Annotated in this window: 26 protein-coding genes; all 26 read right to left on the reverse strand. The window is 32.1% G+C overall.

Going from position 1 to position 26,941, the window contains the following annotated elements; translation table 11 throughout:
- Positions 1-15 precede the first annotated feature (15 nt).
- The 26 genes from BUA21_RS01300 to metK all read right to left on the reverse strand — a co-directional run bounded on the left by BUA21_RS01300 (position 16) and on the right by metK (position 26,873).
- Positions 16-669: a hypothetical protein gene (locus BUA21_RS01300; protein WP_072742719.1), complete on the reverse strand. Its 654-nt coding sequence runs from the start codon at positions 667-669 to the stop codon at positions 16-18.
- 198 nt (positions 670-867) lie between these two features.
- Positions 868-3,831, reverse strand: coding sequence for a type I restriction endonuclease subunit R (locus BUA21_RS01305; RefSeq protein WP_072742720.1), 2,964 nt, complete (start codon positions 3,829-3,831; stop codon positions 868-870).
- A 3-nt stretch (positions 3,832-3,834) separates the two neighbouring features.
- A complete protein-coding gene (locus tag BUA21_RS01310) occupies positions 3,835-5,256 on the reverse strand; it encodes a restriction endonuclease subunit S (RefSeq protein WP_072742721.1) in 1,422 nt (473 codons plus the stop codon).
- 4 nt (positions 5,257-5,260) lie between these two features.
- Complete coding sequence (locus BUA21_RS14855) at positions 5,261-6,172, reverse strand: N-6 DNA methylase (protein ID WP_200796492.1); 912 nt, start codon at positions 6,170-6,172, stop codon at positions 5,261-5,263.
- Between the two features lie 8 nt (positions 6,173-6,180).
- Positions 6,181-7,368, reverse strand: coding sequence for a type I restriction-modification system subunit M (locus BUA21_RS14860; protein ID WP_200796490.1), 1,188 nt, complete (start codon positions 7,366-7,368; stop codon positions 6,181-6,183).
- Positions 7,369-7,647: 279 nt separating this feature from the next.
- A complete protein-coding gene (locus BUA21_RS01320) occupies positions 7,648-10,212 on the reverse strand; it encodes a S8 family peptidase (protein ID WP_072742722.1) in 2,565 nt (854 codons plus the stop codon).
- Positions 10,212-11,174 carry an AAA family ATPase gene (locus tag BUA21_RS01325; protein ID WP_072742723.1) on the reverse strand — a complete coding sequence of 321 codons (963 nt, stop codon included), beginning with the start codon at positions 11,172-11,174 and terminating at the stop codon, positions 10,212-10,214. Before BUA21_RS01325 ends, BUA21_RS01320 begins: the two co-directional genes overlap by 1 nt.
- A gap of 258 nt (positions 11,175-11,432) precedes the next feature.
- Positions 11,433-12,734: a ComEC/Rec2 family competence protein gene (locus tag BUA21_RS01330; protein WP_072742724.1), complete on the reverse strand. Its 1,302-nt coding sequence runs from the start codon at positions 12,732-12,734 to the stop codon at positions 11,433-11,435.
- A gap of 178 nt (positions 12,735-12,912) precedes the next feature.
- Positions 12,913-13,413: a hypothetical protein gene (locus BUA21_RS01335; protein WP_072742725.1), complete on the reverse strand. Its 501-nt coding sequence runs from the start codon at positions 13,411-13,413 to the stop codon at positions 12,913-12,915.
- Between the two features lie 76 nt (positions 13,414-13,489).
- Positions 13,490-14,752, reverse strand: a complete 1,263-nt coding sequence (locus BUA21_RS15270; protein ID WP_072742726.1) for a flagellin N-terminal helical domain-containing protein — start codon at positions 14,750-14,752, stop codon at positions 13,490-13,492.
- Positions 14,753-14,909: 157 nt separating this feature from the next.
- Positions 14,910-15,140 (reverse strand): carbon storage regulator CsrA, encoded by a 231-nt coding sequence (csrA, locus tag BUA21_RS01345; protein WP_072742727.1) that lies wholly within the window; start codon positions 15,138-15,140, stop codon positions 14,910-14,912.
- 2 nt (positions 15,141-15,142) lie between these two features.
- Positions 15,143-15,589, reverse strand: coding sequence for a flagellar assembly protein FliW (gene fliW / locus BUA21_RS01350; RefSeq protein WP_072742728.1), 447 nt, complete (start codon positions 15,587-15,589; stop codon positions 15,143-15,145).
- 70 nt (positions 15,590-15,659) lie between these two features.
- A complete protein-coding gene (locus BUA21_RS01355; protein WP_072742729.1) occupies positions 15,660-16,055 on the reverse strand; it encodes a DUF6470 family protein in 396 nt (131 codons plus the stop codon).
- Positions 16,056-16,133: 78 nt separating this feature from the next.
- Positions 16,134-17,075 carry a flagellar hook-associated protein FlgL gene (gene flgL / locus BUA21_RS01360; protein ID WP_072742730.1) on the reverse strand — a complete coding sequence of 314 codons (942 nt, stop codon included), beginning with the start codon at positions 17,073-17,075 and terminating at the stop codon, positions 16,134-16,136.
- 28 nt (positions 17,076-17,103) lie between these two features.
- On the reverse strand, positions 17,104-18,528 hold the full coding sequence (gene flgK, locus BUA21_RS01365) for a flagellar hook-associated protein FlgK (RefSeq protein ID WP_084604086.1): 1,425 nt from the start codon (positions 18,526-18,528) through the stop codon (positions 17,104-17,106).
- Between the two features lie 26 nt (positions 18,529-18,554).
- Positions 18,555-19,952 carry a flagellar hook-associated protein FlgK gene (gene flgK, locus BUA21_RS01370; protein ID WP_072742732.1) on the reverse strand — a complete coding sequence of 466 codons (1,398 nt, stop codon included), beginning with the start codon at positions 19,950-19,952 and terminating at the stop codon, positions 18,555-18,557.
- A gap of 2 nt (positions 19,953-19,954) precedes the next feature.
- The gene (locus tag BUA21_RS01375; RefSeq protein ID WP_158281631.1) at positions 19,955-20,428 is read right to left on the reverse strand and encodes a flagellar protein FlgN; all 474 of its coding nucleotides are present in this window, start codon (positions 20,426-20,428) and stop codon (positions 19,955-19,957) included.
- Between the two features lie 13 nt (positions 20,429-20,441).
- Positions 20,442-20,723, reverse strand: a complete 282-nt coding sequence (flgM, locus tag BUA21_RS01380; RefSeq protein WP_072742734.1) for a flagellar biosynthesis anti-sigma factor FlgM — start codon at positions 20,721-20,723, stop codon at positions 20,442-20,444.
- A gap of 66 nt (positions 20,724-20,789) precedes the next feature.
- Positions 20,790-21,209 (reverse strand): TIGR03826 family flagellar region protein, encoded by a 420-nt coding sequence (locus BUA21_RS01385; RefSeq protein ID WP_072742735.1) that lies wholly within the window; start codon positions 21,207-21,209, stop codon positions 20,790-20,792.
- A 12-nt stretch (positions 21,210-21,221) separates the two neighbouring features.
- Entirely contained in the window at positions 21,222-21,884 is a 663-nt protein-coding gene (locus BUA21_RS01390; RefSeq protein ID WP_072742736.1) for a ComF family protein, read from the reverse strand.
- Between the two features lie 8 nt (positions 21,885-21,892).
- Complete coding sequence (gene recD2 / locus BUA21_RS01395; protein WP_072742737.1) at positions 21,893-24,106, reverse strand: SF1B family DNA helicase RecD2; 2,214 nt, start codon at positions 24,104-24,106, stop codon at positions 21,893-21,895.
- A 51-nt stretch (positions 24,107-24,157) separates the two neighbouring features.
- Positions 24,158-24,736, reverse strand: coding sequence for a hypothetical protein (locus BUA21_RS01400; RefSeq protein WP_084604088.1), 579 nt, complete (start codon positions 24,734-24,736; stop codon positions 24,158-24,160).
- A 61-nt stretch (positions 24,737-24,797) separates the two neighbouring features.
- Positions 24,798-24,941 (reverse strand): YvrJ family protein, encoded by a 144-nt coding sequence (locus tag BUA21_RS01405; protein ID WP_072742738.1) that lies wholly within the window; start codon positions 24,939-24,941, stop codon positions 24,798-24,800.
- A 64-nt stretch (positions 24,942-25,005) separates the two neighbouring features.
- A complete protein-coding gene (locus BUA21_RS01410; RefSeq protein WP_072742739.1) occupies positions 25,006-25,224 on the reverse strand; it encodes a DUF2922 domain-containing protein in 219 nt (72 codons plus the stop codon).
- A gap of 37 nt (positions 25,225-25,261) precedes the next feature.
- Positions 25,262-25,483 carry a DUF1659 domain-containing protein gene (locus BUA21_RS01415; protein WP_072742740.1) on the reverse strand — a complete coding sequence of 74 codons (222 nt, stop codon included), beginning with the start codon at positions 25,481-25,483 and terminating at the stop codon, positions 25,262-25,264.
- Between the two features lie 202 nt (positions 25,484-25,685).
- Entirely contained in the window at positions 25,686-26,873 is a 1,188-nt protein-coding gene (gene metK, locus BUA21_RS01420) for a methionine adenosyltransferase (RefSeq protein WP_072742741.1), read from the reverse strand.
- Between the last annotated feature and the right edge of the window lie 68 nt (positions 26,874-26,941).

Genomic DNA, 26,941 nt, shown 5'->3' on the forward strand with positions numbered 1-26,941 from the left:
AAATATTCCTCCCTTTTATATATTGAAATCTTTCAATATTTCTCCCTTTTCAGGAGATATAGGTATATATTTATATAGTTTTTTCAACTGTTCTTCGTAAACATTGTCCTTATTTCCCTTTTTAATTTCTATTTTATTTAATAACAACAATTCTATCCAACTATTGTTATCCGTTTTCTTGTCATGAATTATATAATTTAAATTTCTTATCATTTTTTTATCTTCCTCTAAAAATGGGATGAAATTTAATTTCTTTTCCTCAATTAAATGTGACAAAATAACCTCCTTATCATAAATTATAGAATGATAATTTTTGTATGTATTTATTATGTCTGTAAAATTTCCTTCTACATATTTATCTAGTTCATCCGCTATTATATTGATTCTAAAATTCTTTAAATATAATAAACAAATCAATATTTGCTTGAGCTCTTCTACTATCTCATTTGAACCCTCTACATTCTGCAAAATAACAATAGAATTTTCATTATTGTTTCTATAAAGTCTCCACGCTCTTGTGAGAATTCTCCCTTCAGGTAATGAGGCTATATAGCTATTATAAAATAGACTTTTTTCATCCAATACTTCTTCTTTCCATTCTTCATAAAATTCATCTTTAGACAAACGTTTTCCTCTACCTGTCCTGTCATGACCTCCAAGTTCAAACATCTGATTTCCCCCTATCCAAATCCTCTTTTCTATAGGCAATAAAAAAACATATTTGAAAAATATCTATGCCTATATTTTTAAATATCTACAATATACTTCGACATGAGTGTGGAAAATCCTTGTCATTTTATGAAACATTTATGAAAAAATAGCCCTACATAAGTAGAGCTTTGTACATTCATCAATTTATATTTTTTGCTATATTTTCATTTCTCCAGTAAATGCTTCACCTTTAGTATTGTAAGTTAAGTTGAATACCATATCTGATAACCACCTTTTAAATGATGGATTATCTTTAAATTGCTTATAAAGTTCCATGTTATCTGCCATCATATTCATTACAGCTTTATCTAATGCTCTTTCGCTTTCAATTCTTGCATTCTGTTTATCCGAGTTTTTCATGGCATTTTGATAAGCTACATCTTTAGAAACTGCTGCTGGAATACTTGCAATATGTTTCTTGACTTGGTCTTCATCTTTCCAGTCAATATTACCCCACATATCATGAAAGCTATCTAAAATATTACTAAGTAAATCCATTTCAGGCTCACTCATACCTCCACTACCGCCTGTTGGAATAGGGTCTAGAGAATACTCCGCTTGCTCTTCCAGTATTATTGTCATAGTTTGTTTAACTTCCGCCCTATAACTATCTAAATCAATGGCTTCTAAAATGCCTTTTGACAAATCTTCCTCCTTTGGAGAAGGTAATTTGGGAATTAGCAAGTTTAAAAATAGAGCTAATTTTTCCCATTCAGGATTTCCATAAGGTAAAATTGCACCTAAAAATCCATAAGTTCTAACGAATGCTTTTGCACTACCTTTAAAACTTACTTGCTCATCTTCTTCTAGACTTTCATATATACTAACACATGTATCTAAAATAGGGTCTAATCTATCTCTATCGGCACCATTAAGATATAAATCTACTAGTGTATCAACATGATAGTCTGTATACACTTGATGCTGTTCCATTTCAGAAACAAGATCATATAATTTGTTAGGATCTGTTTCATCAGAAAGAATGGTTGTTGTATAATAAGTTTCAAAAGCCTTCTTAATAGTATCAGTATCATTTGCAAAATCTAATACGAAGGTATCTACTTTTCCTGGATATGCTCTGTTTAGCCTTGATAATGTTTGTACTGCTTTAATGTCCGTCAATACTTTATCCACATACATAGTATGTAATAGTGGCTCATCAAATCCTGTTTGAAATTTATTTGCTACTATCAAAAACCTATATGGATCCTTTTTAAATTCCGATTCTATTTTATTGCTAGGAAATCCGTTAATTGTTGTTTCATTTAATACTTTTCCTTTATATTCCTTGTCTCCTGAAAATGCAACTATTGCTTTATATTGACTCTTTCTCCTTTTAAGACACTTTGTTATAGCATAATAATATTCTATAGCTCTTTCAATACTACTTGTAACTACCATAGCGCGAGCCTTCCCACCAATTTTACCTTTTGCTATTATCTGTTCATGAAAATGTGTCACCATAATATCTGCCTTTTGTTCTATTGCATAGGAATTTGACTCTACATAGTTTCTTAGTTTCTTTTGTGATTTTTTCTTATCAAACATAGGGTCATCTTCTATTATTTTCGCAATTTTATAATAACTCTTGATAGGTGTATAATATTTTAGTACATCTAAAATAAATCCTTCTTCTATAGCTTGCTTCATGGTATATATGTGGAATGGTTTGTATTGTACTTCATTTCCATTTGGCACTGGTACACCAAACATCTCAAGAGTTTTATTTTTAGGAGTAGCTGTAAATGCAAAATAGCTTGCATTTTTAAGCATCTTTCTTCCTTCCATAAGTTTAATGATTTTATCTTCTACTGTTTCCTCTTCATCACTAGTATACTCTCCAGATAAAGCCATATTCATCTTTGCCGACATACTTCCACTTTGACTTGAATGAGCTTCATCAATAATAATTGCAAATTTGTTTCCCTTATGTTCTGTTCCTATTTCATCTAATATATAGGGGAACTTATGAACAGTTGTTATGATGATTTTTTTACCTTGAGTAATAAGTTTTTTTAAGTCACCTGAGCTTTCAGCATGACCTACTGTGTTTTTTACCTGCATAAATTGTTTTATGGTATTTTTAATTTGTTTATCAAGATTTATTCTATCTGTAACCACAATTATAGAATCAAATATAGGCTTCCCATCCTTCTCAAGTCCTACAAGTTGATGAGCTGTCCATGCAATTGAATTGGACTTGCCACTTCCTGCACTATGCTGAATTAAATACTTCTGACCTGCTCCTTTTTCTTTTACATCAGCTAATAAAGCTTTAACCGCTGAAAGCTGATGACATCTAGGAAATACCTGTTTATACTTCTTTTTCCTTGTGGTTTCGTCTTCTTCAACAACTACCTGTGCATAATTTTCTATAATATTGGCAAGTTCCTCTTTTGCAAAAATCTCTTTCCATAAATAATCTGTCTTGATACCATTAGGGTTAGGGGGATTACCCGCTCCCCCATTATATCCCTTATTAAAAGGCAGAAACCACGACTGCTTCCTATCTAATTTTGTGCAAAACTTTACTTCATTGTCATCTACTGCAAAATGGACCATACAACGCTTAAATTGAAATAATAACTCCCTTGGGTCTCTATCTAGTTTATATTGCTGAACTGCATCATCAACATTTTGTTTGGTAAGTCTATTTTTAAGCTCACAAGTAATTATTGGTAATCCATTTATAAAGATAGCAAAGTCAAGAGCCAACTGGGTATTGTCCTTAGAATACATAAGCTGTCTTGTAACACTAAAAATATTCTTGTCAAACATTTCTTTTGCTTTAATATTCTTCTCAGAAGGTGTCATGTAGAACATAATAAGATTTGCAGGATAAAAACTAATACCTTTCCTTAAAACATCAATGATTCCACGTTTAGTTATTTCACCTTGAAGTCTGTTTAAAAACTGCCCTTTCTTGTGGTCACTATTCAATATTCCTATTCTCTCTACTTCTTCTGGCTGAGTTTCCTTTAAAAATCTAATAAGGCGAGTCTCATCCACCGCATAATCTTTATTGTAATCCTCATTTGTTCCTAGTTCATACCCATTGTTATTCACTAAATAATCCACAATTAAAGTTTCTAATCCTGACTCTTTAGTATTAGTTGGCATACACTATTCCTCCCCCATTTTTATTTCTTCCTCAATATCTCCTTCCTCTAAATCCTCAAAGTCTTCTTCTATCCCCTCAATTGTATCTTCAACTTCTATGTGACGTACATCAACCTTGCCTGTAACAACATCAGAAATAAGAGTTGTACGGTATTCGGCTATAAGGTCAATTTCTTTTTGTATTTTTTGAATTGTAATGTCTATATCGCAAGACTTAGCTTTAATATAACTAGCGATTTCCAGCTGTTGTTCTTTTGGCGGTATAATTATATTAGTGTCATGAATATGTTGATAGCTAAGACCAAACCTTGTCACTCCTTTTGCTTTAACTTTGTATTGATTAGCTACATAATCAGATAAAAATGCATTATATATGAACTCACTAATTAAATTTGGAGAGTTTACCCTTATAATAGCTAAATGATAGCCGCACAATACATTTATCAACTCTTCATCTACATATGCTGGTACTCCAATATCATCCCATGACTCAGAATCTTTAGTAATAATAATATCTCCATGTAAAAGAGTATAGTTTTGTATCTCATTATCAGTCGCAGTTGCTACCATAAAATCTAAATCATTTGTAATATAGTTATTCTTATATACATCTACATAATTACATAGTCTTACATTTTTTTGATTTTCATAACTTTTTTTATCAAGACCACTTAAAACGATTTTTGATATTTGTGATAATCTCCTAACTTCCCACCCCTCAGGAATATCCCCAAGCCATTCAATACCCGAAGTTTTCATTTTAACATTAGGTTCTAATCCTTTTGTAACAGCTTCATTGATGATTGCTTGTTTTAATTCTTTTAAAAGTTCAATCTGTTTTTTTCTAGTTTTAATGAACTTATTTATTTTTGAAAGTTTGCTGTCTAGGTATCTAACAATTTGGTCCTGTTCTTCTTTTGGTGGTAATGGAAGTTCTAAATTTTTTAATAATTCTATAGGAATACGCATTCTATGTGCTAGTATCCCTTTCCCATATTTTGTTAATTCCCTTTGCAAGGATGTCATTCTAAAAACATTTTCATAATACCTTACGTTAAAATCCTCATAATTTCTATTTTTTAAAACATAATATACAGGACTTAATGCTCCATTATATTTTGAACGCCCTACAGAACCTATAATTACATTCATAGAATTCATTACAATATCATCTTTATATACTAAATTATAACGTTCTATATCTTCTGAATGCTTATTACCAACGTTCCCTTTTTCACTATAAGGAACCACTCCTTTATTTCTCATAACTGACAATATATTTCTTTCTTTTTTATCAATATTTTTTTCTTTCCTTTCTTCAAAAACAAAACGTAATTTTGTAATTTCCCAATGTGCAGGATACTTCCCAATATAATTTGCTTCACTTTCAAAGTAGTCTTCATAAGGTTTTAATCTACTATCCATATCCTTAACCCCCTATGATTTCATCTAACAATCCATCAGTTTCTGCTTCCAATACTTTAATATCTGCTACAATTTCCTCTATACTACGAAGTTTAACTGGTTTATAGAAATATTTTGTAAAACTAATTTCATAACCTATCTGTGTTTTACTGCTATCTATCCAAGCGTCAGGAGCATAAGGTAATACTTCATTTTCAAAGAATTTCTCAATTCCCCCGTCATAATTTAGTGAAATTTGTTCTGTATCTCTTAAATCTGTATCTGTTTCAAACTCTACTATATCATTTTCCAACTTAAACTTGCCATTTATCGTATCTTCCTTTTCTTTCTTTAATACTTTTCCAATTACCTTTTCAGCCTTTTCATCTATAATTGCAAAGAAATTCCTAATAAGCCTTATCCTCTTAATTAGTAACTTTTCTCCCTTTTTCTTTGCAATATCCTTTAAAAGTTCTTCAAACTCATTATAATTATAAAAAACATCTTTATCTGATTCGTTGTATAAGTTATATACTAAGCTATAAGCTGTTGAGTCTTTTGCTTCTTCTGCTACTTTTTTAAATACTTCTAATTTTTCATTGTTTATTTCTACCTTTAATCTTAATGGTCTTTCAACTGTTATTTTCCAATATCCAAATTCCTCATTATTAAATATTTTACTATACTCATTTTCTTCAAATCCTAGATAAATATCCACTATCTGTTCTCTGATTTCTTTTGTTAATTCACAATTTTTATTCCCTAAATTCTTTCTAAGGGGTGATTTTAAATTTGTCGCATCTATAAGTTGAACTTTCCCTTTTCTTCTTTTTTCTTTTCTATTAGTAACTACCCAAATATAAGTTGCGATGCCTGTATTATAGAACATATTGTCAGGCAATGCTATGATAGCTTCAAGATAATCACTCTCGATTATATATCTTCTTAAATTACTTTCTCCTTGTCCAGCATCTCCTGTAAATAATGATGAACCTTATGTACTTCTGCTATTCTACTGCCTAAATCTGTACTATGCTTCATTTTAGCTATATTGTTAGCCAAAAACAAAAGTTGCCCATCGCTTATTCTTGGAATCATTTTGAATTCGGGGTCACCCTTAAAATTAACAACAAATCTAGGGTCTGTAATATCATCCTTGCCACCTAATCTGTCAGCATCTGTCTTCCACGATTTACCGTAAGGCGGATTTGACAACATAAAGTCAAATTCTACTGTTGCATTTGCATCATTTGATAATGTAGAACCATAATAAATATTATTGGCTTGCTTACCGTCACCTTTTAGCAACATATCTGCTTTTGCTATGGCATAAGTTTCAGGATTTATTTCTTGCCCATAAAGATGTATAGATACCTGTTTATTGTTTTCTTTTGCAAGTTTAGAAAGTTTTCCCTCTGCTATAGTAAGCATGCCTCCCGTGCCACAGGCTCCATCATAACAAAGATAGGTCCCATCTTTAATTTCATCTTTTACGGGCATAAAAACTACATCTGACATGAGCTCTATAACATCTCTTGGCGTAAAGTGTTCTCCAGCCTCTTCATTATTCTCTTCATTAAATTTTCGAATCAATTCTTCAAATATTACCCCCATAGTATGATTATCAAGTCCAGGCAATCTTACTTGCCCTTGGTCATCTAATACAGGATTGGGACTTAAATTAATAGATGGGTCTACAAATTTTTCTATTACTGCTCCAAGTATATCCGCCTCAATCATTGTATCTATTTGATTCCTAAACTTGAACTTCTTAAGGATTTCTTGTACATTAGGTGAAAACCCATCTAAATAAGCTATAAAATCAGACTTAAGCTGTTGATTTTTTGATCTTGATTTCAAATCTTTCAATACAAATGGAGAGCTATTATAAAAAGATTGTCCTGCTGCATTACATAACGCATCTGTTTGATTTAAAATTCCTGCTTCATCTAATGTTTTTTTCATTTGAAGTACTTGTTCCTTAGTTCCTTCTAACACCGCATCAAGTCTTCTAATGACCGTCATTGGTAAAATAACATCTCTATATTTTCCTCTCACATATACATCCCTTAGACAATCATCTGCAATACCCCATATAAAACTTACTATTTGATTATAAGTTCCATCGTCCATATATTTTTGCCCTCCTTGCTTCCTCTATAATTGCATACTATATTGCTATTTTAATTATAGTGAAAAAAGGAAATATAAGCAATCTTTTTCCCATATTTTGTATCTAATAAAACTAAAGCTTTTTTTGGGTTATAAAAAAATAAGCCCTACATAATGAAAAATTGCAGTTATATATGCAATAAATAAAATTTGAATATATAACTGCAAAAGCTCCAAACAAAAAATAATTTAAGCCTCCACTTTTAATAGGTAGAAGCTTATTTGACACTTGCTTTTAAATCAATATTTTATCTTATTTTCAATAACTGTCTTTGAATCAATCTTATTATTTATAACATTCTTAATTGGCGTATATAAATCAACAGACTGTTCAGGTGTAGAGATACTCACAATCATAGAATATCTAATTTTTGAATTTGCTTTGCCCAAATGAGGACGCAATTTCCACCACCCACCTTCAGGGTATACTGCCAAATATCTTTCTTCAGCTAAATTTGCACCAGTATCTATCCAAAAATCAGAATGAATAGAACCTACATTTCTATTTTCCGAACCAAAGAACCATCTGTCACTGTCATTTTTAGATAGACTTTCTTTATCGAAATCTTCTTCACGAACTTCCTTGTTTATTCTCTCAAGAAACTTTTCTTTAGATTCATTTATGTTATTGATATCAAAATTTAATCTGCATCCTGGATATCTATACTTGTCATCCCAACCTTTTTCTCCAGGTGCAGGATCAATAAAATAAGATAAAGTTACTTTTAATATAACTTCTGTTTCACCTAAGCCCAGCAAAACTTCTTTAGGCCACGGAAGTTCATAAAGCGACATTTCCTTGATAACCACACTTTTCCCTTTTTCTTTTATAAAAGGTTGCAATTTCCCTTCAATAACCAAGTTTACTGAATTGCTAGCACTATATAGAGCCCTTTCTAAATCTGGAACACCATATCCAACAATTCGTAGTAAATCTCTCTTCCTTCTTTTGTCTTTTTTGTGATACTTGTCAAACTTTTCATCTCCATAAGCCTGTCTTATCATAGCGTCAGTCCATTCTGCTGAATGAACCAGCAATGCCCTAATAGTTTCAGGCCACGCATCGGGATATTTTTCCATTATTTTTGCAGCCATATTAGCTGCTTGTGCAGAAGCAGGGCTTGTCATAGCCATTGTGGTAAAAAAATCACCTTTCTGAAAGTCATTGCTAGTTGTTAACAAACTAAGCTTGTCTACAACACAGTATTTCATAGCATCATTTTCATTGTATCCAAGATTTCCACCTTCTAAAACAATATCAGGTTTAATTGGCCATTTGTTCTCCCAAGTTAATGATGAAGAATTAAAAGGAGAATAAGAACCTGGCTCAACTAATGGACTATATCCACCATCTTGAGTACTCCCATCATCAAAGCTAGACTTATTGGTATAAGCTCCAACTGTTAATACATTCCATGATTGTGCTGGATTCTCCACAGAATGATTCACCACAGCAGTTTTATAATCTCCTGATATTTCAATTTCATCAATATAAGTATTTCCTGCCGAAACTATAATTAGCCTTGGATCAGAGTCTTCTGACTCATAATTTCCCAGTGCTAAATTATCTAATGCGGCAGACCATGATGTTGGATTTCCATCGCCTCTAAATTTATCTTTATCCCTCTTGTCAGCATTTATATCCGTTTCAGCCGTAACTGCCATAACTACAACCCTGTTATTCTTAGGATTTGTTATCTCTGCCTTGTTAATAGCCTGAGAAGTTATATCTCCATATAACTCAAGCTGATTTTTTATTTTATCGTCCACGATTCGAACCGATTCTAGCTTATGATTAATTTTAATATGTTCATTACTTTCCAATAAATTTTCTAAATCAAAATACGTTGCTATACCAGCCATTCCCGTTCCATGACCTGTTTGACTTATATCCTGAACGATACCATCAGCAAAAGTAGTATGCATATCATCATCTTTTAAAACTGGAGCAATTAATGGGTGACCATTACTAACCCCTTTGTCTAAAATACATATTGATGTATTTGCATCCTCATTAAAAGTTACACGATTTAATAATTCCTGAACCCATTCTCCTTGTTCTTCTCTACTATTGTTTTCAATAAAAAAGTTTGCAGGTGTAGAAAGTTTTCGAAATTCTGCAATATGTCCGCTATTCCATAAAATGTCTTTCAATAGTTTCTTATTAGCTCTAATTGCAACAACAGCTCTTTCAGGAAATATAATATAATCTTTAGAATATTCAATTTCAAGTTTATCACATAAATCGAAAAACTCATTTAATATATCCATATGATTTTCTTTTTTATATACCGATAACCATACTTCGCAACCTTCCAAACTTTCTTCAGGAATAGGTCGTTTGTCAGTCCATAAAGCATCAACCATAGCTAAAACAATTTCTTCAATTGAATCAATAACTTCTTTATTTTTATCTTTTTCCCGATACTCTTTTATTTTTTTTATAAAAAAATCCTTTTGATTGTTAGGAATAAAAACAGTGGCAAACTTAGTTTCATCAACCTCTCTAACATTGCACATCCTTACATTTTTACCGATATGTTCTAAACTTTTTGTGATTAAATCATATTCAGATTTACCTCTAAATTCAAGATATATACCATTTCTATCTGAAACAGATATTATATTTGTTTCTTCTAATTTATCCTGAGTTGCTGCTTCATCCAACATTTTTTCTAAACAATAAGCATGCTGTTGTCTATTTTGACGTTTTGGTATTCTTGCTTTACCTCCACCTCCACCAGAAGGAGTAAAAGGAAAAGATTCTAATGAATCAGAAATAACTATATTATCTAATCTATTCATTAATTAACCCTCCTATATTGCAACAATCGCTTCCTATCGTTTAGAAATTGTATGAGCATCATTTCATTCACTTTTTCACCAGTAAGTAATGCCTCTTTTAGAGAATCATCACAAGCCGTTACAATATCGGCATGATTTAATCCTCTAGCTTCTTCTATAACTTTGTCGGATAAAACATCTGAAGTTGCTTTTTCATTTAAATTTATTCTTATCAACTGAATAATTTGTTCCTCATCAGGTAATCTATATTCAAAAACATCATCAAACCTTCGAAACAGAGCTTTGTCTAGCATATTCGGATTATTAGTAGCAGCTATAATAATACTTGCTGAATCATCTTCTTCAATATATTGAAGAAATGAATTTAGTATACGCCGCATTTCTCCTACATCATTGTCATAAGTTCTATCTGATCCTATAGCATCAAATTCATCAAATAGATATACTCCTGGGTATTCCTTTATTTGTTCAAATACTTTCTTAAGTTTTGCACTAGTTTCTCCCATATACTTAGAAATTAAGTGTTCCAACTGAATATTATATAAAGGTAATTTAAGTTCATTTGCTATGACAGAAGCCGTCATAGTCTTGCCTGTTCCAGGTTCTCCTTCAAGTAACAACTTAGATCTGTTTTTCAGTCCGTTTTTAAGTAAAAGATTCCTTTTCCTATATTCATCAAGTACTCTTTCTATCCTTATTTTTAATTCATCACTTAATACCATACGTTCTAAATTTGCATTTGTATATCTCAATTCTATAGCTTCATCATTTTTGTTAAATTTTAAAACATTTGACTGCTTTGCGGGAGAGTTTTCTACCAATGCTTTAATCTCCCTAGCACTTTTGGTGCGTCCAATTTTTGCTTCATGGGCAGCTATTTGCAATGAAATAACTTTGAATTTTTCATTATCGTTGTCAAAATGTGCTTTCATCAAAGATTTAATTTGCTCTATAGTAGCCATTAACTCTCCCTCCCTCTATAAATTAAATTAGTTGTCCTTATTTAAAAAGACACGTGATTTCCACGTGCCCTACAAGAAAGCATAGGATTTGCGTGTAATCCTGTGCAATTATTCAATTGTGCCTATATAACAATTATAGCATTAATTATCAATCAAAGTCAATATAATCAGAACAAATATTCGCAACGAAGTTTCGTTTTATATTTCTTTGATTTTTGGGAAAATAAAGACTATCCCCTGAAAAAATATAATAAACAATTAAAAATTAATTTTCAGCTCTCCTTGCCAATCAGTTCTATGAATTTCAAATCCATTACGATTTAGATCCATAATTGTCTTCCTCCTTGGGTGTCCATACCTTATAGAATTGTATCCTACTGGTATTATAGCCTTGGCACCAGCTTTAGCGGTAAAGGGATTTGAACCATCCATTTCGGCTCCATGGTGAGGCACAACTAAATAATCTACCTCGAAAAATGGCAATTGAGTCAAATCTAGATATTTATAATCTAAATCTCCCAAAGAAACAACTTTTTTAGAACCTTTAATGAATAAAACAAGACCCGAATTATTTTTGTTAGCTCCATTTCCCTTGAAAATACTCAACCAATTATTAGAGTATATTTGTCCTGACATATTGTTTTCAACCAAAAATATTTTTTTATGTGAGCATATATAAATTAAATAACATAGCCTTTTTAAATTGACAGTGTTGACATGCGATGGAGCAACCCATGGTATACTTAAGATTTCCTTTGTTTTTGAAAGAGTAATTGCAAAATAATGATCAATATCCCAATGTGATAAAAATACCCCATTGTATTCTTGAAATTTAAAATTACTGCGAACATGACTTTTATCTTTTTTATAAGAACGTGTATATCCTACATCAAAAAACATTCTTTCTCCTGTATCCAATTCAAAATAAGAATTATGTCCTTCTCCAATATGATTTATCTTCAAACTCTTTATTTCCTTTTGAGAAAACCTAAAATTTTCTTCTACCGCATCCTGAAATTTCAATTTATCATCAATATAAATATCATGTGGTAATTCTCTTTCTTCATAATTCGATATTTGATCTGTAATTTCTATTACATATTTTTTTACGCTCATAGGACTGGCACAAAAATAAATTTTCCCTATCGTCAATTCTAGATTATCATTATGAGTATTATCTTCTTTATATGCGCTTATCTTAAAAAGATAATATTCTTTATCTAATCGTTTCTTTAATTTTTCGATGACATTTTTATTATATGTATCTATTACCATAAAATAAAAAAACATGTTGAAGTCATCTTTATTTCCTTCAAATAACTGATTGTCATAATAAATCATTTCATCATTTATAATATCTACAAAAAAACTATACCCTTCATCATAAACTTCATAGTCACTAACCTTGCCATAAATAAAGCCTTCCTCTGGAAACGGATTTAATTTTTTACCTATTTCACCTATCACAATTCTTACCCCCTCTTCAGCTATGTTTCCAATCTCGTCAACTATTCCTTTATTTTTTATAACCCCATTTAAATAAGAACCCTTTGCTCCCAATAAAAACCTACTTCATTCTTGTAACTTTTCGAGGAATACGTTTGCCTTTGTATTATTTCTAAATATCTACAATATATAAATTCGACATAGACTTGGAAAATCCTTGTCGTTTTATGAAATATTTATGAAAAAATAAACTTCATTTAAACACAGATCCTAAAAATTATATCCTCGTTCATTATAAAATAAACTGCAAATTATAAAAATACCCATTCTCATCAAAAGATTCTCCAACATTTATTAATAAAAATATAGCATATTCATATTTTAATTCTTGTTTATATTTTTCTAATTTCTTAACATCGATATTTCTATCCATCTTATTGGTACTTTTTTTAACTTCTATTACAAGCAAATTTTCCTCCTTTTTTCTTTTATGAACTATAATATCTGGATATACCGTCTTTGCAATTGTATCTTTAACATTCATCCTTACTTTCTCTCCATTTTTATAGATTTTCTCTATACTTTCGAAAGTTAGTTTCTTCGGATCACCTAAACCACTTCTATTATACTCACAATCCACATCATACCCATCAAAAAGTTGTTCTATATAAATTGCCAACCTATGACATAATGTCCTTTCATTTATATCTATTTCAAGCAATTCTTTGTCACGTTCAATTAACATATTCAGTGCTTCTTTAATTTTTGACTCAACATTGTCCTTTGGTATCATATACTCACCATTCTCCTTTATATGCTAAAAGAGCCAGAGGAAAAAATCCCCTGACCCTTCATAATGTCTACCTTAATTATCTTAATAATTGAAGCACTGTTTGAGGTGCTTGGTTTGCTTGAGCCAACATAGCTGTTGCTGCTTGTTGTAGTATATTTTGTTTTGTAAATTCCATCATTTCTTTTGCCATGTCTACGTCTCTAATTCTTGATTCTGATGCTTGTAGGTTTTCAGCTGATGTATCTAGGTTCTTGATTGTATGTTCTAATCTGTTTTGCATAGCACCAAGTTTAGATCTTTCTGCTGAAACTGTTTCAATTGCTTTGTTTATAGTAGTAATACTACCTTCTGCATTTGCTCTTGTAGATACATCTGAACCGTTGATAGTAAATTTAAATCCATCTGTTAGTAAGTCCCCTGTCAATCCTAACTTAGCTGCTTCTATAGCACTTCCACCTTCTGGTGTTACTGATACTTTATCTGCTACTGTTCCAACTAACTTACCATCTTTAACAAGATTTGTTCCTTTAATTTCATAGTTTCCTGGTGCTAAAGCTGAAGAAGCTGCTGCATCTATCTTGTTTTTAATATCATATTTAGCACCATTGCCACTAATAGTGATTTGTGCTCCTGCATCTAAAACTTCTTTACTTGTTAAATCAATTACTTCCGCACCACCAGCTGTTATCTTGCTAGTAGCTATTGTAGCAACAGTATTTCCATCAGCGTCAAGTAATGCATTTTTAGCTTCGTTAACTGTATAAACTCCATCTGCTAATACTGCATTATTTGTATTATTAGCTGTATCTCCTTGTGCAGTGGATATTGTACTAACTAATCCTAAACTTGTAGAATCCATTTTTCCTATTTGTAATTCTACATTTTGTCCTTCGTTAGCTCCTATTTGGAATTTACCTTTGAATGATCCATTTAATAAACCTTGAGTATTGAATTCAGTAGTATTTGAAATTCTATCAAGTTCAGATACTAATTGATTCATCTCATCTTGAATTGCTCCTCTATCAATCTCTACATTTGTATCAGTAGCTGATTGAACTGCTAATTCTCTCATTCTTTGAAGAATTGCATGAGATTCATTTAATCCACCTTCTGCTGTTTGAATAAGTGAGATACCATCTTGAGCATTTCTTGATGCTTGAGTAAGTCCTCTGATTTGTCCTCTCATCTTTTCACTGATTGCTAGTCCTGCTGCGTCATCTCCAGCTCTGTTGATTCTAAAGCCTGATGATAGTTTTTCTAAGGATTTAGCTGTTCCTGTGTTGTTGATTCCTAATTGTCTATGAGTGTTCATAGCCATAAGATTGTTGTTAATTCTCATTATAAATTCCTCCTTGAATTTTGTTTTGTTTTGGCATCCTTGCCGGCTGCCCTTTGGGCAGAATTATTTGTAATTGAGAAATAAAATGTTTCATTTTATTTCTCACCATATATATCGACAGTATGATTTTAAAGTTTAGTAAATTTTAGAGTTTTTTTTATTTTTTTATGAGTCCTTTTAATTGGTCTATGTTTATGTTGTTTTTGACTTGGGAGGCTTTTTGGTTTTCTTCTTGGATTTGTAGATATATTTCTTTTCTGTGGATGTCTATGTTTTTTGGGGCATTTATGCCTACCTTTACTTTGTCATCTTCTATTCCTATTATGGTGATTTCTATATCATCCCCAATGATGATGCTTTCGTCTTTTTTTCTTGAAAGTATGAGCATGGCTATTCCCCCCTACTTTCTTCTTTTTCGAATATATGATGCTTGGTTGTGTATCTTTTGTCTTCTAGTATGACTTGTTTCCCTAATTTTTCTTTTCCATTTATGATGATTGGGCCTGAAAGGTTTGTAGTCATATCTTCTAGATTTTCTGGTACTACTACTATGGTGTATACAAATACATCAGTTTCATCTTTTATCTTTAGTTTTTCTATGGCTGACTCAGGAATGGTTATATCATAGTCTGGATATACGAAAAAAGGATTTATGATGACAAAAGCTAGATTTTCATTTTCTACGGATTGGAGCCAATCAAATGGATTTTCTTCATCTGGATTGTTTATGACGACAAATTTTTTGTATTGTTCAAATCCTGGAATTCCTTCAGGGAAAGTGAGAACATTTTCTTCATCTATTTCGATTTCGCCAAAACTTGAGGCGTGTAGTTTCATGTTTTTCACTCCTTCTTTTTATCAATTAGTAAGTTATTAAGAAACCAGCGAATGAATTCGCCTCTACGATTTATTTTTGAGTGTCTACTGTTTTGCCTGTGGTTGGGCTGACTTTGTAGTTTTGGTAGTTTTCTTTGTAGGAGTTTATTTTTCCTGCTTCCCAATCTATATTTAGATGGCCTTCTATTTCTATTTTTGGACGACTCTTGGGGATGGTATCTATTGTCCAGTCTTTGTATTCTAAACCTTTTTCAAAGGCTATTTCTGGTATTGCATCAGGCATATCATTTTCTATCATTGCCATTCTGTTGCCTTCGTAGACTATTTGATCTATTCCTTCTGCTGCTTTCTGGTATGCATATTGTACTGATTCTGCTGAAAAATCTGCAATCCCTTTAAGCCCTGCCTCTGAAAAACATTGTCTCTGATCTATAATCACCCTTGGAAGCTGTCTATCTATGATCATTTTGCTCAATCCTTTCGCAAAAAATTGTAAATTGTGAATTGCGGTACAAATACAATTTAACATTGACTTTTTAAGGTTTTACCTTAAAAAGTCTACTAAGCTTGGTTGGATGATTCTTGCTCCTACTGCTAAGCTGGCTCTGTATACATTTTCTTCTGTTTTTAACTTTATTGAAACTTCAGCTAAATCTATATCTTCATTGTAAGAAATAAGACTTTTGGTGCTCAAAACTTGAGAGTCTAATTTCTTTTGAGTAAGGTTCAGTCTATTTATCTTTGCTCCTACTTCTGCTCTTACCGATAATACCTGATCCATGCAAGTCTTGATTCTGCCTAGGGTCTTGTCTATTTCACCTTTATCCACTTCTCCATTTAGTGCTTTCTCAAATTTGTCAAATACAGAAATTAGATAGCTCTCCTTTGTATTATCAGAGCTATCAGCATTATACCCTGGATTATCGTCATCAGTTCCTACTCCAAATACTCTCATTCCTACAGTATTAACTTTTATATCTTCAGAAACTCCCACGTTGTATTCAACTACTTCGGTATTGGATAAATCAATTTTATACTTCCCATCCTTGCCAAGCAATTCTTTATCTGTCTTGTATCCGCTAAATATATATCTTCCTGCATAGGTTGTGTTTGATATTTGTACTAAATGTTCTTTTAGCTGAGCTACTTCTTCTTTGGTCTTTTTCAAATCATCTTCTGAATAGGTTCCATTGGCCATTTGTACCGCCAATTTATCAGCTCTATCTAAAACTTCTCCTATTTCTATGAGAGCTGATTCTGTTTCAGTCATCCAAGAAGTCGCATCTTTTACATTTCGCTTGTATTGTTCTATTTTTGAAAGATCTGTATAAAATTTTAAGCTCTTGCTGGCTCCTATTGGATCATCTGAAGGCACAGAAAACTTTTTCTGTGTATCCATCTGCTGATTCAATTTTTCCAGTCTCCCTAAATTTTCATTTAAATTAAACAATGTATTTGAAATCAACATATTATTCGTTATTCTCATAGATTTTCTCCCTCCGTTCGAAAAAATTCTACCTGCCCACAAGTCCTAGTCTATTTATAGTTACATCTAGTATTTGATCAAGGGTTGTGATCATTCTGGCTGAGGCGGTGTAACTATGTTGAAATTTGACTAAGTTTGTCATTTCCTCATCTTGATATACTCCTGATTCTGATTGTCTTCTTTTTTCGATGTTTTTTATGATTAATTTTTGAGTACTGTCCATTCTTTGAGCTTGCATACTGTCTACTGCAAGGTTTGAAAGGATGGATTTTATGAAATCATCCGGGGTTCCTTTGGACATACCATCTCCAAAAAAAGCCTTATCTTCTCTTAAATCTATTATTTTAAGTATATTTGTATTGTCTTCTACTCCGTCCTTTGTTCCGGCTGCTGCAATTTTCCCTACATCTTCAAGAATAGCTTGTGATACTGAAATAGTCAAAGCCGGGTTGTTAGCATCAAAAGTAAAGAATTCTTTACCCTGTTCACCTTCCAAATCATACCCCTTCCCATGCTGCTCATTTATTTTCCCTGCAAATCCACCAGCAAAATCATCCAATTTCTTCTGATAGAAAGGTATTCCTCTATAGCTCCCTTTTTCTCCATCACCTTCTACCAATTCAATGAGTCCTTTTAGTTCTCCTGATTGAAGAGTGACTTTGTTGCCATCTGCCCATTTTAGTTCTCTGTTTTCATATGGATATGCAGAATTTTTTGGCTTATATTCCATCTTGTTTATATAGTCATGGTCTATTAATGATATACCACCTACGTTTACTCTGTATTTCCCATCTTTTGATTCATCTACTCTTACATTGACTATTTTTGAAAGTTCATCTACCAATAGTTCTCTTTTATCTCTCAAGTCATTGGCACTTTTTCCATCTAGTTCAAGTACATATATTTGCTTGTTCAAATTTCCTATTTGATCAGCTATATCATTTATCTGTTTTACTTTAGTATCTATTGAAAATATGGTTTCTTTTCTCATGTTTTCAAGTCGCTTTGCTGTTTCGTTTATGTGTTTTGTAAGAGATAGTGCTGATTCTTTGACAGGTTGTCTAAAAGCATAGTCTGAAGGATTTTTTGAAAGTTCATCCAAACTTGAAAAAAAATCATCCATATATTTTCTAAAACTACTATCTGATGGTTCTCCAAGTAGCTTTTCTATTTCAAGTAGTGAAGTTCTTTTAGCTTCCCATTCTCCTTTTGGCGCACTTTCATTCCAATATTTAAAATCTACATAGGAATCTCTCATTCGAACAATATCATATATTTCTGTGCCAGTACCTAAGTATCCTATCCCTGGCAAACTCATAGGATTTGTAGCTCTTTGAAGAGCAACTTGTCTTGAGTATCCATCTGTGTTCATATTGCTTATATTGTGATTTGTCACATACAAGGCTCTTTGACTTGCAAGTAGCCCACTTACCGCTGTATTAAAACCGTACATTTTGCTCAATCCTTTCGCAAAAAATTTTATCTTCCCACTACTCCCATTCTATTGACTATGTTTTCCATCATTTCGTCTATAGCATTAACTACTCGGGAATTGGCTATATAGGAATGTTGGTATTGTAGCATCAGGGTCATTTCTTCATCTAGGGATACTGATGAAATAGAACCTTTTCTATCTTCTATTTGTTTTAGCAGTACTGCTTGATTTGAGGCAATGCTTTTGGCTTTTCTTCCTTCTATTCCAATGATATCTACCAAATCTCTGTAAAAATCATCAAAAGTCGTATTTTCTAATTCCTTAAAACCTTTTTCCCTAAGCTGAAGTATATCCTTTATGATTTCTCCGTCTCCTTTGGCACCACTTTTTGATACAGCTATTTTGTTGAAGTTCGAAAGATCTGGATTCACCTTTATATTTCCTGCAGTTATTTCTCCATCAGTAGGTACAAAAAATTTAGTCCCAGTATTTTCCTCTAGGTCTTTCCCACTTTCATGTATCGTATTTATTTCACTAGCTATGGTGCTTACAAGAGCATTTAGTTTTACTCTATATTCCACATCTATACTGTCACGAACAGCTATATATCCACCAAGTTCTCCTTTTTCGCCCAGTTCTATTTTGTCTCCTGTATCTTTCCAGTGAATATAGCCATATCCTCTATTGTCTGTCTTTATATCAATAGGATTTATATAGTCTCCATTGACTAAATCTCTTCCTTGAAGAGTCACTGCAATTTCTCCTGTGTTTTTTTCATAATAGGTAATAGGAATGAGTTTTGAAAGCTTATCTAATTTTTCATTTCTCATATCCTTAAAATCATTGGCCTTTATATTTGGGCCTCCACCTTCTGCCATTTTTATCTTTCCATTTAAATCTGATATATCTTTTAATAGACCATTTACTTCTTCTACTTTGTTCAATATTTCCTTGTTTAAATTTCTCTGTAAATTGTCAAGCTGCATATCTATATGGTTTACAGTTTGAGTAAAGGCTACTGCTGACTCATGAACTAGCCCCCTCAAAGTCAAGCTATCTGGCTCCTTGTATAGTTCTGACCATGAGCTCCAGAAATTGTTCATGACATTTTGAAGTCCGCTATCACTCAAATCGTTGAATATCATTTCAACTTCATTTAATATATCAGCCTTTGCATAGTGATATCCATAAATGCCCAATTCTCTTCTAAATCTCACATCTATAAATTCATCTCTTATCTGCCTTATCTCTTCTACATGAACTCCTGTGCCCATTTCATGCCCACCAACTTGAGTAGTAACATATCCATTAGTTGCATGAATAGCACTTTGCCTTACATAACTTGGATTGTTGACATTTGCAATATTGTGAGACACTGTATCTAATGCTCTTTTATTTGCATTTATGCCAGATATGGAAATATATAATCCTCCAAAAGCCATAATTACACCTTCCTATCAAAAATACTTTTACTTTGATTTAAATCACTTTTATCTTTCCCATAAGTTGTTGGAACTTGAGTGCTTGTCAAAAGATTTAAATTGAAATCTATCCATTCCAAATTGTCTCTAATGAGAGTATTGTTTAATTGATTTTTTTCATCTATATCGGATAAAATATGAAACAAATCTTCTCCTATACTTTCTAAAGACTCTCTTTCGCCTTCAGGCATTTTAGATATTAAAACAGAAAGGGGAAGCAATCTATCCATCCCCCAGTTGTCAAGAAGTTCTTCTCTTTTTAGTTCCAATAGAGCTATATTATTTATATATTCTTCTTCTTCCTTAGTAGTATTCTGAAGCTTATCCAAATCCTCATCAATTATAATTTGAGTTTTTTCTTGTGTAATGATTTGAAGTTCTTTTAAAACTTTCAATTCTTCTTTTAGAATTTCCTCCAACTCTTCCTTAAAAGTCACTTTATCACCACCATCATGCTCTTTTATCAAAATTTATATTTTCCATCATCTTTTCTACAATCTTTTTCCCATCTACTTCATAAGTTCCAGCTTTGATTTCTTCTTTTATTTTTTCCACAAGCTCTGTTCTAGTATCTGGAACGTTTTTAAGACTATTCACTGCGAATTGATACTCCAAGGCCTTTCCCGACAATTTCAATTCATCTTTCTTTGAATTCACTTTACTATTATCTATTTTCTTTATTCCTTGAGTATTATAAACTTGAATTATTTTATCTATTCTATTTATATTCATAAAAAACACCCCATTTTTCCTTTCTTGTATATATTATCGGAAAAAATGAGGTGTTACTTTAGACCTTTATTTTTTTTCGTCATCTCTATATCTTTCGGTAACTCTTATTTTTTGTCTTACTCTGGTGCTTTGCAATGTATCCTTTTGTTTACCGCTTATGGCCTGTTTGAATTCTCTTTGCATCTCCAAAGTGCATTTATCACAAAATCTCCCAGTTTTTATAGGCTTTCCGCATTTCTCACAGCTTAAAAGCAAATTGTTTTCATCTCTTACTTCTAGTCTTCCTTCTTTTAAAAATTCTATGATCTTTTTTGAATCTACTTCTGTTTCATCTGAAATTTCCTTTATGTTGGCACTTGGATTCTCTTCAATATATTCCTTGACCTTTTGAAAATCCATTTCATCATCTCTTCTACATTTAGGACAGATATTAAATCCATCATAAGAATAGACTCTCCCACAACGCCTACAATTTCTTATATCCATATTTTTCACCCCTCATATTTTAAGTCCAGAAGTTATAGTTAATGCATGGATTTTACCTGCTTTGACTTTTTTTAATGTCCTACCACATTCATTTAAAGTTCCTCCTGTAGTAATAATATCGTCAATCAAAAGAATTTCTTTGTCTTTAAATTCTAATGGTTCTTTGACTTCAAAAGCTCCCTCTAAACTTTTCATTCTCTGATACTTGTCCATTTTGTTTTGAATTCTTGTCCATTTAGTTCTTATGAGATTTCCTGTTGAAAAGGGGATATTTAGAGTTTCCCCTATATATTTTGCCAAGAGCTCTGATTGATCATATCCTCTTTGAGCTTTTTTTCTCCTATGAATAGGTACATAAGTTATGATATCTATATTTTCTAGAGGAATTGTAGCATTTATAGTGTTTATGAGTATTTCTCCAAGAGGCTTATAATAATACCCCTTTCCATTGTATTTATATTGATAGATTTTTTGTCGTATAAATTCATTGTAAAATAGAGAAAATATAGCTTCTTCAATATAAGGAGAATTTATATTTAGCCTTCTATTCATATATTCTAATTTAAATTTGCACTCAGGACATAGAAAACTTTTCTCTTCTACTTTTATACCACAAAAATAACATATATCATCATCCTGAAATAAAATATCATTAAATCCCTCAATTAATCTCATGATATCACCTAAAATACAGAAAATATTTGTCTTATCTTTACATCAAGACCTGAATACCTCTTTGTAATTCTATTGTTTTTAATCATCATATAAAGATATTTTTCATCTCCTACCAAAACCACCAGCTCTCTTGCTCTAGTAATAGCTGTATATAATAAATTCCTAGTCATTAGCATTGGAGGTCCCCAGTATATGGGCATGATGACTACTGGGAACTCACTTCCCTGACTTTTATGAACTGTAGTGGCATAGGCAAGTTTCAACTCATCTAATTGACTATAATCATATTCTACTTCTTTTTCATCGTCAAACAATACTTTAAGTATTCTATCTTCTTCATCTACACTAGTTATAAAGCCAAAGTCTCCATTGTATACGCCTTCTCCTTCTTCTTTAACTCTGCCATCCTCAATTATTTTCCATTCAGCGGTATAATTGTTTTTTATCTGCATGACTTTGTCCCCTACTCGAAATATTTCATTTCCTACCTTTTTTTCCGTCTTTCCATGTCCCTTTGGATTCAATATTTCCTGAAGAAATTTATTCAATGAATTGATTCCCACATCTCCCTTTTTCATAGGAGTAAGAACCTGTATATCTTTTAAGGGATCGTATCCATTGAAATTTGGTAGTCTCCTATTGCATAAACTAATTACAGTTTCTACAATTTCATTTGGATTGTATTTAGGTAAAAAATAAAAGTCTTTATCCTTTACATTTAAATATGGAGCTTCTCCTTTATTTATTCTATGGGCATTGACAATGATCATGCTTTCTTCTGCTTGTCTAAATATTTGGTCTAATTTTACAACTTTCACTACTCCACTTTCTATAATATCCCTCAATACATTTCCTGCACCTACTGATGGAAGCTGATCTATATCTCCTACAAATATAATTCTAGTCCCTGGCAATATAGCCTTTAGGAGATTGTTCATAAGAAGTATATCAACCATAGAAGTTTCATCTATAATGACTACATCTGCTTCCAATGGACTTTCTTCGTTTTTACCAAAAGCCAGATCCCCTTCTAAAAAAGAATATTCAAGAAGTCTATGTATAGTCTTTGCCTCTCTATTTGTAGCTTGACTCATTCTCTTTGCTGCTCTTCCTGTAGGAGCTCCCAAGACTATTTCTAGTTGTTCTCTTTCAAATACTTGAATAATGGCATTTATGGTGGTAGTCTTTCCTGTTCCAGGCCCTCCTGTAATGACAAGCATCCCATTTTCTACAGATTCTTTTATAGCTTCTATTTGTTTTTGTGCAAATAATATACCTTCTTCCTCTTCTATAGCCTTTATTTCCTTTTCTACTTCCATATTAAGAGAGTCTAGTTCTACTCTTGAAAGCTCTACTATTTTTCTACTCACATTGGATTCTGCTTTGTAATAGGGCATGTAATATACTACTACTTCATCATTTATATTTTCAATTTGTATATCTCCTCTAATGGCTAAATCCCTAAGGCTATCTTCTAAAAGTTCCAAATCCAATTGTAATATCTTGGAAATTTCCACGAGCAATTCATCTTTAGGAACAAAGCTATGACCACTTCCTGCATACTCTATGAGCTTAAATTTTATCCCTGCTTCTATCCTATATGGTGAATTTAAATCTATTCCCATATTTTGAGCTATTTTGTCTGCAGTTTTAAATCCAATTCCAAATACTTCTTCTGAAAGCCTATAGGGGTTTTCTTGTATTATCCTTATAGTATCCTTGCCATATTTCTTATATATCCTCACTCCATAAGAAGGACTTATATCATATTGGCCCAAAAAAACCATGATATCCTTAAGTTCTCTCTGTTCTTCAAAAGCTTCCATTATTTTTTCAATTTTCTTGTCTCCTATACCCTCTATTTCTTTTAATCTTTCTGGATTGTACTGTATAATATCTAGAGAATCCACTCCAAATCTTTCTACTATTTTTTCAGCTGTTTTTGGTCCTATGTAAGGAATGAGACCTGAAGAAAGATATTTTACTATTCCATTTAAAGTAGCTGGAACTACTGTAGATACATTGGCTATCTTGAGTTGTTCTCCATAGTTGGGATGGTTCGTCCATTCTCCTTCTACTTTCAAGGTCTCCCCTATATTTAGAAAGGGAACATATCCCACTATAGTTATGACATCATCACTTGTTTCCAATATGGCAACAGTATAACCATTGGATTCATTTGTATATATTATTTCCTCTAATGTTCCCTCTACCGTTATCAAAGCTTATTCCTCCAATTTGTTACTTTGCTTTAGAATATTATATCACAAAGTTTAGTGTAGAGTCTCTCTTATACTAAGTATTTCTTGTCTTAAGAGAGCTATATCTCCTTTAGTGGCTGGTTTGTCAGATTGAGAATAAAAATCATCTGTTTCATATGTTGTCCCATGTTTTTCTTCATAAAATTTTTCTACTATATATCCCTGTTTTATATGCTTTTCAATTGTCTTCATAGTATTTAAACTTTTTATCTTTATATTGAACTTTAAATATACGATTCCTTGACCATCTTCTTCTCCTACTTTTTCTATATATTTTATATTTACATATCCTAATGAACCATCATTTTTAGATATAGGTTTCCTCACCTTTATAGGAATAAAAATATTGTCCTTGTTGAAAGGAATCGGTACTCCATTGTTGCTTCCCAATAGTTCTCCATAATATTTATTTGATCCTTTTAAATCCAATAAAAAATATTTCCCTAGTCTATTTAAAAAAGTTCTAGTAGATTTATATACTTCTATTTCTCCACTACTAGATGTATATAAAATAGTGGAATTTCCCCTCATGTCCAGATAAACTGGAACAAAAGCCATTAATCCTTCACCTATATATTTCTCCATCTCCATAAAAATCCCTCCCTGACTTATTATACTAGAACGTATGTTCTAAGTCAAGAAGGGATTTTTTTTATTCCATATTTCCAATTGCCCTGGATAGTTCATTTATGCTTTTAGTCAATTCATCTAATTTACCTTCTATCCTGACTAGAAGATATATGGATATGACTATGGGAAAACCTAAATTGGCTATCTGGGAAAATACCTCATCCATATTTTCACCTCTTTTCTTTTTTAGATGACAGTAGGGGAGAAACCATTCTCCCCTACTGTAATATCTAGAATACAATATCTTCTACACTAGTTGTCACTATTCTTGCTCCTAGAGCTTCTACTATATCTCCGCCATTTGAATAGAATATATTTTTTGCAACTATTGTATCCATGACCTGTTTTATTTCTTCTTTTGTCGCATCTTCTCTGGGATTGTCTACAGCTATATTGACTTTTTTCTCGGATGCGTTTTTGAAATTCAACTCAAGTTTAGTTTTATCCATATTATCACCTCCTCATTTTTTCTATAAATATTTGACATTATTCTAATATTAGCTCTACTTCTTCTAGTTTCTTTACTTTGAGTAAATTCATAGTTTGAAGTCCTGCCAAAGCAGTTCCTACTCCATAGACATCTTCATTTGTTGCATTTACTTTTACATTTGAATAGGTCTTTGATTTTACTATTTGCTTATCTCCGTCCATTCCTCCATCTAGTTCAAGTTTAAGTCTAGAAGCTTCTTTTACTTCTTTCATTGCCATATTATCACCTCCTCTTATTTCTTTTGAAAACTACTTTCAAGTACCGCCGGTAAGTATATATTAATACAAGAGGAGAAAATAAAAAAAAGCAGAGTGACGTATTGTACTCACTCTGCTTTTCATGAACTTTCATTATTCTACTTATTTTTCCCGGGAAATAATCTATTTCTACATATTTTTGCATGAGAAATTGACTTTCTCCTTACTTTCCAAGTCCTTCATTTTTAAGAATTTCTGCCTTATCTGTCTTTTCCCAAGGAAGATCTAAATCTATTCTTCCAAAATGACCATAGCTAGCAGTTTGTTTGTATATTGGTCTTCTCAAATCTAGCTTGTCTATAATAGCTGCTGGTCTTAAATCAAAATGTTTTCTAACTAATTCTTCTATTTTTTCATCTTCAACTTTGCCAGTTCCAAAAGTATCTACATATATAGACAATGGTCTAGCTACACCTATAGCATAAGCAAGGCCAACTTCACATTTGTCTGCAAGTCCTGCTGCTACAATGTTCTTTGCCACATATCTTGCAGCATAAGCAGCTGAACGGTCTACTTTTGTTGGATCTTTTCCTGAAAATGCTCCACCACCATGACGTCCATATCCACCATAAGTATCAACTATTATTTTTCTTCCTGTAAGTCCCGCATCTCCCATAGGTCCACCAACTACAAATCTTCCTGTTGGGTTTACATAGTATTTAGTATTTTCATCTATCATATTTTCTGGAACTATTTTCTTTATTACATGTTCTATAATATCCTTTTTTATAGTTTCCAGTTCTACATCTGGAGAATGTTGAGTTGAAACTACTATGTTTTCAATTCTAACAGGTGTATTGTCATGATATTCAATAGTCACTTGAGTCTTTCCATCTGGTCTTAAGTAGGAAAGAGTGCCATCTTTTCTCACTTCTGTCAATCTTCTAGCTAATTTGTGAGCTAATGATATTGGCATAGGCATTAGCTCTTCTGTTTCATTGCAAGCATATCCAAACATCATACCTTGGTCTCCAGCACCAATTTTGTCATATTTGTCTTCTCCATTTCCTCTGCTTTCAAGAGCCTCATTGACTCCCATAGCTATATCTGGAGATTGTTCATTGATTGATGTCAGAACTGCACAAGTCTCTGCATCAAAGCCATATTTTGCTCTGGTATATCCTATTTCTTCTACTGTTTGTCTTACTACATGAGGTATATCTACATAACAATCTGTAGTTATTTCTCCTGCTACCAATACCATTCCTGTAGTCACAGAAGTTTCGCAAGCAACTCTTGCATAAGGGTCTTTTTCTAGTATGGCATCTAGTATGGCATCTGATATTTGATCACATACCTTGTCTGGATGTCCTTCAGTCACTGATTCTGACGTAAACAACCACTTTTTCATTAAACTGCCTCCTTGTTTATTTAAAATTTTTATAGTTTATTCTGAAAAACAAAATAGCCTCTTCCAAA

This window comes from Sporanaerobacter acetigenes DSM 13106, assembly GCF_900130025.1.
Lineage (GTDB): Bacteria > Bacillota > Clostridia > Tissierellales > Sporanaerobacteraceae > Sporanaerobacter > Sporanaerobacter acetigenes.